Source organism: Thetidibacter halocola, from assembly GCF_018224955.1.
GTDB lineage: Bacteria > Pseudomonadota > Alphaproteobacteria > Rhodobacterales > Rhodobacteraceae > Thetidibacter > Thetidibacter halocola.
The window spans coordinates 48,734-61,957 of the sequence record NZ_JAGTUU010000012.1 but is presented as its reverse complement, the minus strand read 5'-3'; the positions used below and the strand labels follow the sequence as shown (position 1 = coordinate 61,957).

General features: G+C 67.9%; 10 protein-coding genes. 3 read left to right on the top strand and 7 right to left on the bottom strand.

Translation table 11 applies throughout. The annotated features are described in order from the left end of the window. Positions 1-4: 4 nt before the first annotated feature. Positions 5-2,206: a TRAP transporter substrate-binding protein DctP gene (gene dctP / locus KB874_RS22200; RefSeq protein ID WP_212538762.1), complete on the bottom strand. Its 2,202-nt coding sequence runs from the start codon at positions 2,204-2,206 to the stop codon at positions 5-7. Between the two features lie 208 nt (positions 2,207-2,414). Beyond that, a complete protein-coding gene (locus KB874_RS22195) occupies positions 2,415-3,848 on the bottom strand; it encodes a DUF6880 family protein (protein ID WP_212538761.1) in 1,434 nt (477 codons plus the stop codon). Between the two features lie 197 nt (positions 3,849-4,045). Between KB874_RS22195 and KB874_RS22190 the strand changes: the two genes are divergently transcribed. Next, the gene (locus KB874_RS22190) at positions 4,046-4,420 is read left to right on the top strand and encodes a hypothetical protein (RefSeq protein ID WP_212538760.1); all 375 of its coding nucleotides are present in this window, start codon (positions 4,046-4,048) and stop codon (positions 4,418-4,420) included. Then, positions 4,390-4,599: a hypothetical protein gene (locus KB874_RS22185; protein WP_212538759.1), complete on the top strand. Its 210-nt coding sequence runs from the start codon at positions 4,390-4,392 to the stop codon at positions 4,597-4,599. The genes KB874_RS22190 and KB874_RS22185 overlap by 31 nt, the downstream gene beginning before the upstream one ends. A 770-nt stretch (positions 4,600-5,369) precedes the next feature. Here KB874_RS22185 and KB874_RS22180 read toward each other — a convergent pair. The 5 genes from KB874_RS22180 to KB874_RS22160 all read right to left on the bottom strand — a co-directional run bounded on the left by KB874_RS22180 (position 5,370) and on the right by KB874_RS22160 (position 12,141). Beyond that, on the bottom strand, positions 5,370-6,575 hold the full coding sequence (locus KB874_RS22180) for an ABC transporter permease (protein WP_212538758.1): 1,206 nt from the start codon (positions 6,573-6,575) through the stop codon (positions 5,370-5,372). After that, the gene (locus KB874_RS22175) at positions 6,575-7,291 is read right to left on the bottom strand and encodes an ABC transporter ATP-binding protein (RefSeq protein ID WP_212538757.1); all 717 of its coding nucleotides are present in this window, start codon (positions 7,289-7,291) and stop codon (positions 6,575-6,577) included. Before KB874_RS22175 ends, KB874_RS22180 begins: the two co-directional genes overlap by 1 nt. Then, positions 7,281-8,528, bottom strand: a complete 1,248-nt coding sequence (locus tag KB874_RS22170; protein WP_212538756.1) for an efflux RND transporter periplasmic adaptor subunit — start codon at positions 8,526-8,528, stop codon at positions 7,281-7,283. Before KB874_RS22170 ends, KB874_RS22175 begins: the two co-directional genes overlap by 11 nt. Before the next feature lie 261 nt (positions 8,529-8,789). Further along, positions 8,790-10,865, bottom strand: a complete 2,076-nt coding sequence (locus KB874_RS22165; protein ID WP_212538755.1) for a calcium-binding protein — start codon at positions 10,863-10,865, stop codon at positions 8,790-8,792. A 202-nt stretch (positions 10,866-11,067) separates the two neighbouring features. Next, a complete protein-coding gene (locus tag KB874_RS22160; RefSeq protein WP_212538754.1) occupies positions 11,068-12,141 on the bottom strand; it encodes a tartrate dehydrogenase in 1,074 nt (357 codons plus the stop codon). A 126-nt stretch (positions 12,142-12,267) separates the two neighbouring features. Between KB874_RS22160 and KB874_RS22155 the strand changes: the two genes are divergently transcribed. Then, complete coding sequence (locus KB874_RS22155) at positions 12,268-13,203, top strand: LysR substrate-binding domain-containing protein (RefSeq protein WP_212538753.1); 936 nt, start codon at positions 12,268-12,270, stop codon at positions 13,201-13,203. The last annotated feature ends 21 nt before the right edge of the window (positions 13,204-13,224 follow it).

The following is a 13,224-nucleotide window of genomic DNA, read 5'->3' as shown; positions in this document are numbered from 1 at the left end:
CGCCTCAGACCAGCACGATGTCGTCCAGCAGCCCGGCGTTCGTGGTCAGACCCTCGAAGGTGATGCTGTGGCCACCGCCGAAATCCAGCACCAGCGTGCCGGAACTCGTGTCGGTCAGAGCCTCCAGCCGCGCCAGGTCGAGGTCGCCGCCCCAGAGGCCCGTGTCGATCTGCAGGGCGTCCTGGCCCAGCTGGTAGTCGCGGATGACATCGGCATCGATCCCGGCCGCGAAGACAAAGACATCCGCGCCGTCGCCGCCAACGGCTGTGTCGTTGCCGCCACCCATGCGGATCGTGTCGTCGCCGGTCCAGCCGTCGATGAAATCGTCGCCGAACTGCACCTGGTCATTGTCGAACCACTGGTCGTTGCCGGCCCCCAGGAAGGCCCGGTCGCGGCCGTTGCCGCCCGCCACCACGTCATTCCCGTCGCCGCCGCGCAGCGTGTCGTTCTGGTCGCCGCCGAACAGCCGGTCATTGCCGAGCCGCCCGAGGATCAGGTCGGCGCCGCCCTCGCCGTAGAACACGTCGTCGCCATTGCCGCCCTGCACCGTGTCGTTGCCGGCATTGGCCCAGACCGTGTCGCGCCCGTTCACGCCGCCCTGCGCATTGTCGAAGAACAGGTCGTCGCCGCCGCCGAGGTAGGCCAGGTCGCGCCCGTCGCCGCCAACCACCCGGTCATTGCCGTCGCCACCGCGCAGCGTGTCGTAACCCTTGCCGCCCAGCAGCGTATCGGCCCCATCGGCGCCGGCCAGGCTGTCGTCGCCATTGCCGCCATCCAGCCGGTCATCGCCCTCGCCACCCAGCAGCGTATCGTTGCCGGTGTTGCCATAGAGGCTGTCATCGCCGCCCAGCCCCGCGACCCGGTCATCGCCGCCAAGCGCCGCGATGTCGTCCGGCCCCTCGGTGCCGAGCAGGTCGTCTGCGCCCTCGGTGGGCATAAGAACGGCCGCGTCGCCCAGCTGCTCGGGCATGACCTCGTATTCCGGCGGCAACTCTGCAGGTGTGATCCAGGAGGTGGGGACGACGAGAACGTCGGCGGCCCCCGCGAGAAATTGGGTTATGGCCTCGCCGGCATTGTCGACCGGGACTGGCTCATAGCTCATGTTGTTGGCCTCGAAATATTCGAAGACCGCCAGCTCTTGCAGGGTTCCGGTTATCAGGGCGACGGTCGCCCCGTCCAGCTCGGTCGCGGAGCTGACCCCCAGATTCACCGGCAGGATCAATGCGAAGGGCGCATCGCTGCCGAAATCGTCGCCGATGGTGATCCCCGGCAGGTCCGCCTGCATGGCCTCTGCCAGCGCATTGGCAAGCGCCTGCGCCTCCGGGCCAAGCCGGTCCAGCACTTCGGCGTTGACCTGGTCGGCCAGCGCCTGCCACGCAGCCAGGTCCGCGCCGGACGCTTCGACCAGCCCGTCGCCCGCCGCCGCAAAGGCCGCCAGGGCATCCTGGTATCGGGCAAGCGACGCCGCTCCGATCTCGCGTGACAGGCCAACGCCTGTGCTGGTCTGCAGAACCGTGCGCAGATCGGCGGGCAGGCCGCTCAGAACGTCCTGGTCGATCACCAGCGCCTGGGTATGCGTGAAAAGGCCCTGCGCCCCGGGAAACACCAGTTGCGTGTCTGTTATCTCCTCCAGACCTAGCCGGTCAGCAAGAGCAGCGGATATCAGAACCCCATCGGCAATACCGACCTGGAGAGCAATAAAGATTTCTGCCGCAGCCACGGGAAAGGCATTCGCCCCGGCATCGTCCAGCAGGTCCGCCCCGATATTGCCGGCGCGGTTCACGATCTTGGCGCCTTGCAGATCCGTGGGCGAGGCGGCCGCGATCTCCGAGAGCAGCAGCACCGCAGGATCGGAATACCCGGCGGCCAGCGTGGTCAGGCCATATGGGTCGAACAGGCCCTGCGACAGGACATCGAACAGCGCCTGAGAGGCATCCGGGCCTGTTTCGGCCATGAACGGCAGGCTGAACACCTCCCACGTCGGCTGCGCGCCGGTGTAGAAAGAGGGCGTCAGCCAGGCCATGTCGGCGACCCCGGTCGCGACCGCGTCAAGCGTGTCGAACGTGGATACCAGTTCACCGGCGTAATAGACCGTGACCGAATGCGCGCCGCCGGTCAGGGTGGAAATGCTGTCGGCCCACTCCTGTATGGTCGCGGTGCCGGGAACGTTCCGGGTGAAATCGGTGACGAGCCTGAGATTTGCCATGCAGGAATTCCTTGGGTCAAAAAAAGACGACGTGGAAGAAGTGTCAGGCCAGCGCCGGACCTGTCAAGCCTGTGCGCCGGTCTTCACCGGCCCGAAGCGATGGCTTGGCCCTTGCGGTGCCGGTCTTGCCCAATATTCGTGGCCGAAAGCGCCGCCTAAGACGGGGTTGCTCGCCGCCCGCCGCCGCCTCGCTGTGCCGCCGTTCAAGTCAGTTCACCCGGCTCCAGAACGCCTTCTTGCGTCCGTGTGCCTCGCGCAGTTCGGCGACAAAGGCGTGGTGGTCCGGGTGCTCCGCGTAATCGACGATGGCCGCATCGGTCTGCGCGCAGGACGCGAGGTGGCGCGCGGCGTGGCGGTAGTGCCCCGGCCGCGCCTCTTGAAGCGCAAAGAGGATTATTGCCCGCCAGACCAGGACCGCCGCCAGCGGGTGTTCCGGCGCAAGGGTATCGGCAAGCGGGTTCAGGATATCGTATGCCTCGCCGTCCAGCGCATCGGTGCGCGACAGGACGAGCCTCGCGGCCAAGGCCGGATCGGGCCATGCCTGGCAGAAGGCGAGCGCGCTGACGATGTCGGGATGGGCCAGCACCCGGGCCTGTGCCTCCAGCAAGGCTTCGTCGTCGTCGAAATCGGGCAGGCGCGCCAGGTAGCGGCGCAGCGTCGGGGCGCATAGCCGGGACTCGAACCGGGCGTGAAGGGCGGCACGCAGGGCCTCTTCCTCTCCCAGCGCCTCGAGGCAGTCGAGATACGCCGCGTCCAGGTCGGGCATGTCGAGCCAGCGATCCGCGACATCCTGGTGGGCAAGGCAATCCTTCACGATCCGCAGCGCCTGGCAGGGGCGTCCCGCGGCAAGCAGCCTTTGCGCGGCCTGCGGCGCGATGGTGTGAAAGGTCAACTGTGGGGTCGTATGGCAGGCCAGCCACGCATCCACGTCGCCCTCCAGGTCGGCGATGTCCCGAAGGATGGTGCGGGCGGTGCGGTCGCGGCGGTCACGCGCCAGGCCGTGGCCGTGGGATTCGTCCGACCCAGGGGTGTGACGCGCCTGGTCGGCGTCACACCGAGCCGCTGCGATGACGGCCTCGGCGCGGGCTTTCAGACGTGCGCGGCCGGGTTCGCCCAGGGCCTCGCCCAGGGCTGTGGTCGCATGATGGAACGCGCCGTGCTCGTCGCCCGTCAACGCGTCAAAGACGGTATCGGCCAGCACCTGCGCGTCCATCTCCAGCCGGGGCGCGAGGCGCGCGATCGCAGCCATCGCCTCGTCCATCACGGCGGCAATGGTGCCGGTGCCGTCGTCGGTCCGCGCGAGGATGGCCGGGGCCAGGTGCAGGATCGACCAGAGCAGGTCGAAGGCAGTGTCGGTGTCCTGCGGCGCAACATGCCGGTCGACCATCTCGACCAGCTCGGTCAGTTCGCGGGCCAGCGTGCGCTGCGCCTTGCGCGACAGGCGGTTGCTCGCCTTGCGGATCTGGGCCAGGCGCTTGCGGACATCCGCGGCGGCCTCGCGCGGGCTTTGCCGGGCCGACAAGGCCATGCGCAGCTTGCGCTGTCGCGCCGCGTCGCCCTTGACCGCCTCGAGCAACAGGTCGGCCAGGGCCTCTGCGCCCAGCGATAGGAGGTTCTTCCTGTTGAGTGGCGTTCCGGCCATCGATCCCTCACGGCAAAGGTCGCACCCCCGGATCGTCTAACGGGTTGCGGCGACGAGGCAAAGGGAAACACCGTGTAAAACCCCGCGCCGCCCCATCCTCGCCGGACCTGTTGCCAGAGGCGCAGGCCGGACCCAGCACAGGGTATCGAACCGTCGCAGGCAAAGTGGTTCGGCCTTGGTCGCCAGGATCTCCTGTCTTGCCGGATCGGTTCCTGTTGCTTGGCTGTGTCCTCTGCGACGATGCCGCGCACGCGGTTGTGACGTTCTCGGGCATCGCCGGCAGACTTGGTTCCCGAGTGGCCGCGCAGGGTTTTGTCGTCATTACTCCTTGCGCCGGCGACCTGTTCGAGGACAACGGCGCTGACAAGATGCGGGGCGGCTGGGGCGGCGACTCTCACCACGTCGACGCCGCGGGCGACGTGATCGAGAAGGTGGACGGGCGAGGCCATGACACGATGATGGATGCGCCTCGGTCCGAGGTCCGTGCGATCCTGCTGGAGCCGGTGAACGGGGTGCGGAGGCTGTGCAACGCGGGCCGCCTTTGGGGAACGGCTATGGCACTGACCTGCTGATCGGGGTGGAAACCGGAATCTTCGGCGCCGACACGATGCGGCTGGACGGCCCGAACAATGCGCCGGTCCTTGGCGAGGACACGATCACCAAGGACGAGGACAGTTTCACCCGCTTCCAGATCCGTCCGGCGCTGAAAGCCCTGGCCCCCGGACGCCTGTCTGCCGGTGACGCGTCCTGATGACTGGGGCAGCGCGGGGGCAAGTTGTCTGCGGGCAGTTTCCCAAATCCTGCGGGCGAAGGTACCTCCGGCGCGTAAGGGCACCTTTCCGAGGACGAAACCGCCACCGTCGATTTCACCCAAACGGTCGATGACGGGCGTGGCGGCGTGACGACTGCCACGGTCACGGTCTTAATCGAGGGGTCGACGATCCCTGAACCCCGGGCGCCGACACGATCGCGACACCGGTCTCGCGAACTGACACGCTGTTGTGGAACGAGTTCACAGGACGCTTTATCCAGATGCGCCAGCAGTTCCGCATCCATGATTTCGCTTTTCTCGAGACGATCGGAAGCACGGCGTTTTCTCTGAACGGGGGGCAGGCCGAACGGTGCCGGGCGCATCCTTTGGCCCCTATGGCGGCGACCTGGCCTGGACGGTCGGAAAGGATTTCGGAATGGCCTTTCGCTCGATTGCCGAGCGCGTGGATCTTCAAATGGACTACTTGGTCAAGATCGTTGCCGATCCCGTGGCGACTGCGGGACTGCGCGGACAGCACGGCGGCTGTCGCCCAAGATATCTGCAACATCGACACGAACTGCGGCGACTGGAACAATCACTGCGCCACGCGCCAACGAACTTCGTCTTGCGGGTCGAGATCGGGCAAGTGGACATCGATCAGTATTTCCGTGTCGTCATAGGCTGGAACGGCATCGCCCGATCCGAACGCTGTGCCCGGGACAGCGGTGCGGGCGGGTGGCGGACATGGCCTTGGCGTGCGACGCCTGGGCTCAGTGCCGCAGCGCGTCGATCGGGTCCAACCGTGCCGCCGAGCGTGCCGGGACAAAGCCGAAGACGATCCCCACCGCCGCCGAAAAGACGAAGGCCAGCGCGATCACCCCCGGGTCCGGCACGAAGGGCACCTCCAGCAGCCCCGCGCCCAGTGCCGCGAGAGCCAGGCCCAGCGCAATGCCCAAGAGCCCGCCCAGCGCGGACAGGACGATGGACTCGACGAGGAACTGCATCAGCACCTGGTGCGCCTGCGCGCCCACCGCCATGCGGATGCCGATCTCGCGCGTCCGTTCGGTGACAGAGACCAGCATGATGTTCATGATGCCGATCCCGCCCACCAGCAGCGATACCGCGGCCACCGCCGACAGCAGCCCGGTCAGCACGTTGCTGATGCCGGTCAGCATGGATGACAGCTGTTCCATCGTGTTCACGGTGAAATCGTCGTCCTCGCCCGGGCCGATGCGGCGGATCTCGCGCATCAGGGCGGTCACGTCGCCCACCGCGCGGTCGGTCGAGACGCCGTCGCGCATCGACAGGGTGATCAGCGGCACGTCGGCGCTGCCGGCGATGCGGCGGGCAAAGGTGCGGAAGGGGATCAGCACCACGTCGTCCTGGTCGGTGCCGAAGGCCGAGGCGCCCTTGGCCTCCAGTACGCCGATCACCTGGCAGGAAAGCGTGCCAAGGCGGATATCCTCGCCCAGCGGGTCGGCGTGGCCGAACAGCTCCTGCTTCACGGTATGACCCAGGATGCAGGCCGCGCGCCCGCCTTCCTCGGCGCTGGTGAAGGCGCGCCCCGCAGCCAGCCGCCAGTCCGACACGACCAGATACCGCGAATCCGTGCCGTTGACCGAGGTCCGGTGGTTGGTATTGCCGAAGACCGCCACCATCTGACGGGTTGCGGTGGGTGCCCCGGTCTCGATGCTGGACAACTGGTCGGTCAGGGCATCCACATCCGACAAGGCAAAGGGCCGGGCCGAACCGCTGCCGCTGCCGGGCCCCATCCGGGCCTGACCGGGCGACAGCATCAGGCGGTTTGCACCCAAAGTCTGCACGTCTGCCGTGACCTGCGCGGCGGACCCCCGCCCGATCGTCACCATTGCGATCACCGCCGCCACGCCGATCACCACGCCCAGCACGGTCAGGAAGGACCGCATCGGGTTGCGCAGGATCGCCTGCAAGGCCAGCCGGACCGTCTCCCACAGCATCAGGCGGCGCCTTTCGCGGTCTTGCGGTCGGTCGCCACCTTGCCGTCGACCATCCAGATCAGCCGGTCGGCAAATTCGGCCATGTCCTCTTCATGCGTGACCATGATGATGGTCAGCCCTTCCTCGCGGTTGAGTTGCCGCAGCAGTTCCATGATCTCGACCGAGCGTTTCGTGTCGAGATTGCCGGTGGGTTCGTCCGCCAGCACGACCTGCGGGTGACCGGCCAGCGCGCGGGCGATGGCCACGCGCTGCTGTTGGCCGCCCGACAGTTCCGAGGGATCGTGTGTCGCTCGATGCGCAAGGCCCACACGATCCAGCGCCTCGAGCGCGCGTTCCTCGCGTTCGGCCCGCGCCAGGCCCTTGTAGATCAGGGGCAGTTCGACGTTCTGCAACGCGCTGCTGCGCGGCAGCAGGTTGTAGCCCTGAAAGATGAAGCCGAGGTAGTGCCGGCGCAGCAACGCCCGCTGGTCGCGGTCGAGCCCCGCGACCTCGATCCCGTTGAACAGGTAATGGCCCGAGCTTGGGCTGTCGAGGCAACCCAGCACGTTCATCGCGGTCGATTTCCCAGAGCCGGACGGGCCCATGATGGCGACGAACTCGCCCTTCGAGACAGTCAGCGTGACGCCGTCCAGCGCCCGTACCATGGCCTCGCCGCTGCCGTAGTGGCGGGTGATGTCGCGCAGGGCGATCAGCGGGGCAGGGGCGTCATTGGCCATCGAACCGGTCCGTGATGACCGCGTCGCCCTCAGCCAGATCGCCCGCAAGGATCGCGGTCAGGCTGCCATCCGTCTCGCCGGTCGTGACGGCTACCTCGACGGCGGCATCGTCGCGCAGCACCCAGACGGATTTCTGCGCCGTGGCGACCCCGTTGCCGGGGACCGGCCGTGCGGGCATGATGACGCCCAGCAGGCCGCCGCCGGAGCGTTCCTCGGTCTGGGCCTCCTGCGGCGGGGCATAGCGCAGCGCCGCGTTCGGCACGGCCAGCGCACCCGGCACCTCGGCGACGACGATCTCGGCGGTGGCGGTCATGCCGGGGCGCAGCAGCAGGTCCGCATTGTCGAGCGTCAGAATGCCCTTGTAGGTCACGACCCCGTCCACGGTTTCCGGCGCCAGCCGCAATGCGGTGATCTCGGCCGGAAAGTCACGGTCGTCAAAGGCCTCGACGGTGAAACGGGCCTTCTGCCCCACGGCGACCCGCCCGATATCGGCCTCGTCGATATCGACCTGAAGCTCCATCCGGGCCAAGTCCTCGGCGATGGTGAACAGCACCGGCGCCGAGAGAGAGGCGGCGACGATCTGGCCCTCGTCCACCGCGCGCTTCAGCACCACGCCCTTGACCGGCGAGCAGATGCAGGCCTTGTCGAGATCGACCCTTGCCAGATCGACATTGGCCTGCGCCAGGTCGCGCGAGGCGATGGCTGATTGCAGCTCGGCCTGCGCGCGTTCGAAACTGGCCTGCTGCGCGAGGAAGGTCTGGAAGGATTCGACGCCGCGTTCCTGCAATTGCAGTCCGCGCTCGTAGTCGGCGCGGGCCTCCTTCAATGTCGCCTCGGCGATGGCGATCCGCGCCTCGGCGGCGGCGAGAGAGGCTGTCTGAACCGCCAGTTGAGCCTCGAGCCGAGCGGTGTCGAGCTCGGCCAGCACCGTGCCCGGCTCGACCGTATCGTTGAAATCCACGTGCACCTTGCTGATCGTGCCCGACAACTCGCTTGAGATCTCGACGAAATCGGTGGGCTCTACCGTGCCGGTGGCCGAAACCGTCACGGCGATGTCGGTCCGGCGGACGGTGTCGGTGACATAGGTCACCTTGCCGGCGCCCCCGTCGAACGGCACCAGCAGCCAGATCGCGATGCCGCCCGCGACCAGAACGGCAAGCAGCGGCCATAGACGCCAGCGTTTCCGATGCCGGCCCAGCCCGAGAAGGCGGGCCATTTCCTCGCTGTCCGTGGTCATTGCCGTCCTTTCGCCTCGAGCCCCGTGCATGATCCCCCGACTTGACGCCGCCTGTCCATCCCAGGGGACCCAAGGCGACAGGATGCCGTGCCGTCCTGTTTATACGGAGCGGTGCGCGCGTTCCGTCGTTGCGCGTGTCGAGCGCGCACCTGGCCGGTCATTCGCGGGGCAGGGTACCCCGGGGGTGTGGGCCGGCGGCCTTGCCCCCGGCGCGCGTGGCGCCCCCCCCCGGGATATTCGAGGCCGGAAGAACCCCGCGCCTCAGACCAGCACGATGTCGTCCAGCAGCCCGGCGTTCGAGGTCAGCCCCTCGAAGGTGATGCTGTGGCCGCCGCCGAAATCCAGCACCAGCGTGCCGGAACTCGTGTCGGTCAGCGCCTCCAGCCGCGCCAGGTCGAGGGCGCCGCCCCAGAGGCCCGTGTCGATCTGCAGGGCGTCCTGGCCCAGCTGGTAGTCGCGGATGACATCGGCATCGATGCTGGCGGCGAAGACAAACGTGTCGGCCCCAGCGCCGCCAACGGCGGTGTCGTTGCCGCCGCCCATGCGGATCGTGTCGTCGCCGGTCCAGCCGTCGATGAAATCATCGCCGAACTGCACCTGGTCATTGTCGAACCACTGGTCGTTGCCGGCCCCCAGGAAGGCCCGGTCGCGGCCGTTGCCGCCCGCCACCACGTCATTCCCGTCGCCGCCGCGCAGCGTGTCGTTCTGGTCGCCGCCGAACAGCCGGTCATTGCCCAGACGCCCGAGGATCAGGTCGGCGCCGCCCTCGCCGTAGAACACGTCGTCGCCATTGCCGCCCTGCACCGTGTCGTTGCCGGCATTGGCCCAGACCGTGTCGCGCCCGTTCACGCCGCCCTGCGCGTTGTCGAAGAACAGGTCGTCGCCGCCGCCGAGGTAGGCCAGGTCGCGCCCGTCGCCGCCAACCACCCGGTCATTGCCGTCGCCACCGCGCAGCGTGTCGTAACCCTTGCCGCCCAGCAGCGTATCGGCCCCATCGGCGCCGGCCAGGCTGTCGTCGCCATTGCCGCCATCCAGCCGGTCATCGCCCTCGCCACCCAGCAGCGTATCGTTGCCGGTGTTGCCATAGAGGCTGTCATCGCCCGTGCCGCCGTTGGCCAGGTCGTCGCCATCGCCACCCGAGTAGGTGTCGTTCCCACCCAGCAGCGTCACCGAGTCGGGGCCTGCCGTGCCGAGCAGGTCGTCGGCGCCCTCGGTGGGCAGGTCGGGCGGTGACCCTGCGCCCTCGCGGTCGTCCAGCGAAACCAGGCTGTCCACCGTCAGCGCAAAGCTGCTGCCATCGGCGGAGATCACCAGGTCCTGCGTGGTCAGGCCGCGCAGCGGGCTGGTGCCCGTCCGGGGGTCGATATCCTCGTCCAGCAACTGGCCGGAGGCGTCGTAGGTCTGGATGTGCAGCGCCGCGCTGAGCGTGCTGTTGCCCTGCTGCCGGCCCTGGAAGGCCACGGCATAGCCGCCACCGTCCAGTGCGAAGACCCTCGGCATCTCGAAGACCTGGAGCGCGTTGGCGGTGGGCGAGACCACCATCTCGGGCACCGAGACGGTGCCATTCGGGTTGTGGATCGCAAGGAAGATGCCGCTCTGCGGGTCTCCCGTGCGGGTTTCATCGGCAAAGCGCTCTGTCGCCCAGACCACCGCGATCCGGCCATCGTCCAGCGTGTCGACGTCCACCGCGTAGACCCGCGCGGAGAAATCCGAATTCGCCTCGTGCAGGGTGCTGCCGACCGGCACCTTGACCGCGACCCGGCTGAGATCGGCATTGAACAGGTGCAGCAGCACCGGCGTGTCGTTCAAGGGCGGGCTGAGGCTCATCGTGGCCCAGGCAAAGCCTGCATCGGTCTCGGTTATGGCCTGCGCATAAGGAAAGAGCCGGTCGTTGAAGCTGACCGGATAGACGATCTGCGCGTTCCAGCCTGCATCGGGATCGGGGGCGAAGAGGCTGTCCTGTGCATAGAGGAAGGTGCCGTCGCTCAGCGTCTCGATGCTGGGGCGGGTCTGCGGCATCAGGTGGAACTGCTCGGAGACCAGCGTGGGCGTGCTGGCCTCGCCACTGGCGGAAAAGACCTGGGAATAGATCGAGCCGTCGTCGAACTGGATGAACAGCTCTTCGTGGTAGATCACCCGCAGCCCGCCATCGGCCAGCCCCTCGACGCCCACGACGCTGATCCTGGGATTGCTCCCGGTGGGCGTGATCGCGGCCTGGTCGATCAGGATGGTGCCGTCCGCATCGGCCACCCGGAAAACGACGGTGGCGGGAGAGACGGTGGCATCGGTGCGCCAGGTCACAGTGCGGCCATCGGCCAAGGTCGTCATGTCAGTCATTTGAAAACTCCGAAAAAATCACGCGGACGATAGCCGGTTTTCGGTGACGGGCAAGCACCTGACCCGCTGTTTATGCAGAATTTTTCGGATACATGCCAAACCCGCCCGGCGAAGGCCCGGCCCGTTGCGCGCCGCATCCGGCGCCGGTCTTTTTTTGGCCGCGGCAGGGGGCATTGCGCCGCGCCCGCCGCCGCGCCGCCTGTCAGATGTTGTCGCCGCGGATCGCGTCGCAGACGGCGTCGGTGACCTGCTGCGTCGTGGCGTTGCCGCCCACGTCCGGCGTCAGCACGCCGTCGGCGCAGACCTTTTCGACCGCCCGCATCAGCCGGATGGCCGCTGCCGCCTCGCCGAGATGCTCGAGCATCTGCGCGGCGGTCCAGAAGGTGGCGACGGGATTGGCGATGCCCTTGCCGGTGATGTCGAAGGCCGAGCCGTGAATCGGTTCGAACATCGAGGGATAGCGCCGCTCGGGGTCGATATTGGCGGTGGGCGCGACGCCCAGCGATCCCGCCAGCGCGCCGGCGAGGTCCGACAGGATGTCCGCATGCAGGTTGGTGGCCACGATCGTGTCGAGGCTGCGCGGGTTCTTCACCATGCGGACGGTCATGGCGTCGACCAGCATCTTGTCCCAGGTGACGTCGGGAAACTCCTGCGAGACCTCGGCGGCGATCTCGTCCCACATCACCATGCCGAACCGCTGGGCGTTCGATTTCGTCACCACCGTCAGCAGCTTGCGCGGCCGCGACTGCGCCAGCCGGAAGGCGTAACGCATGATGCGGGTGACGCCGGTGCGGGTGAAGATCGAGACCTCGGTTCCGACCTCCTCGGGCAGGCCGCGATGCGCCCGCCCGCCGATACCGGAGTATTCGCCCTCGGAATTCTCGCGCACGATCACCCAGTCGAGATCGCCGGGTCCGACCCCGGCCAGCGGCGAGGCGATGCCGGGCAGGATCCGTGTCGGCCGCACGTTGGCATACTGATCGAAGCCCTGGCATATCGGCAGGCGCAGGCCCCAGAGCGTGACGTGATCGGGCACGTCGGGCGCGCCGACCGCGCCGAAGAAGATCGCGTCGAACGCCTTGAGCGTCTCGGCCCCATCCTCGGGCATCAGCGCGCCGGTCCGCTTGTAGCGGTCCGAGCCCCAGTCGAATTCGGTCACGTCCAGCGTGAACCCGCCGTCCCGGCGCGCCAGCGCATCCAGCGCCTGAAGCCCGGCAGCGATGACTTCGGGGCCGATCCCGTCGGCGGGAATGGCGGCGATGCGGTAGGTCTGCATGGGTTGTCGTCCTTCATTGGGCTTGGGCCTAGGCCGTTCGCGGTAGGCCGCGGCGGGTTGGTTTCAGTCTAGGCGGTGGTGGATGGACGTCTCAAGGCGCGCATGATTATATAATTAAATGCAATAATGAGATGGATCGAGCTGCGCATGGAGATCGCCCAGATCAAGTGTTTCGTCGCCGCCGCCGATGCGCTGCATTTCGGGCGGGCGGCGCAAGCGCTGGGGATGCTGCCCGCCTCGCTGGGCCGCCAGATACGGATGCTCGAAGATGGGCTGGACACGCGGCTGTTCTTTCGCACGACCCGCAGCGTCGCGCTGACACCGGCGGGTGCTGCGGTTCTCGAGGACATGCGCGCGCTGGTGGCGCAGGCCGATGCGCTGGAACGGCGGGTGCGCGACTTGGGCCGCGATGCGGCGCCGGTGCTGCGGGTCGGTGCCATCGATAGCGCCGCTGCCGGGCTGATGCCGCCGCTGCTGCGCCTGCTGCGCAAGGCGCATCCCGGGATCGAGGTTCGCCTGGTCGAGCAGAAGACGATCCACCTGCTGCCGAGGCTGCTGCGCGGCGGGCTGGACATCGCCTTTTGCCGCCCGCCCGAGACGCGTGACCCGCGCCTGGTCTTCCGCACGCTGTTCCATGAAAGCGCGGTGGTGGCCCTGCCCGAAGGACATCCCTTGGCGGATCGTGCATCGGTCACTGTCGCCGACCTGGCGGATGCACCCCTGATCGTGCCCGACCGCCGCTCGCGTCCGCATTCCCACGACCTGACGATCAAGCTGTTCCTCGATGCCGGGCTGACGGCGCGCATCGCGCAGGTGGCCGAGGAAAAGCACACGATCGTCAGCCTCGTGGCGACGGGTACGGGGCTGGCCATCGTGCCGCGCTGGACCGCGCGGATCGCGGTGCCTGGCGTCCGCTTTGTCCCGCTGGAGATGCCGCCGTCGGCGGCGCACGGCAGGCTGGTGCTGGCTGCGGCCTGGACGCGCGGCACCCGCGACGCGCGGCGCGATGCGCTGTTGACCGTGCTGGAGGAGCACCTGAAGACTATCGCGGACAGCGCCTGACAGGAGCCGGGTCGGGATCGG

Coding starts and splice junctions, on each gene's coding strand:
- dctP (WP_212538762.1), bottom strand. CDS start 2,206: ATGGCAAATCTCAGGCTCGTCACCGATTTCACCCGGAACGTTCCCGGC.
- KB874_RS22195 (WP_212538761.1), bottom strand. CDS start 3,848: ATGGCCGGAACGCCACTCAACAGGAAGAACCTCCTATCGCTGGGCGCA.
- KB874_RS22180 (WP_212538758.1), bottom strand. CDS start 6,575: ATGCTGTGGGAGACGGTCCGGCTGGCCTTGCAGGCGATCCTGCGCAAC.
- KB874_RS22175 (WP_212538757.1), bottom strand. CDS start 7,291: ATGGCCAATGACGCCCCTGCCCCGCTGATCGCCCTGCGCGACATCACC.
- KB874_RS22170 (WP_212538756.1), bottom strand. CDS start 8,528: ATGACCACGGACAGCGAGGAAATGGCCCGCCTTCTCGGGCTGGGCCGG.
- KB874_RS22165 (WP_212538755.1), bottom strand. CDS start 10,865: ATGACTGACATGACGACCTTGGCCGATGGCCGCACTGTGACCTGGCGC.
- KB874_RS22160 (WP_212538754.1), bottom strand. CDS start 12,141: ATGCAGACCTACCGCATCGCCGCCATTCCCGCCGACGGGATCGGCCCC.
- KB874_RS22155 (WP_212538753.1), top strand. CDS start 12,268: ATGAGATGGATCGAGCTGCGCATGGAGATCGCCCAGATCAAGTGTTTC.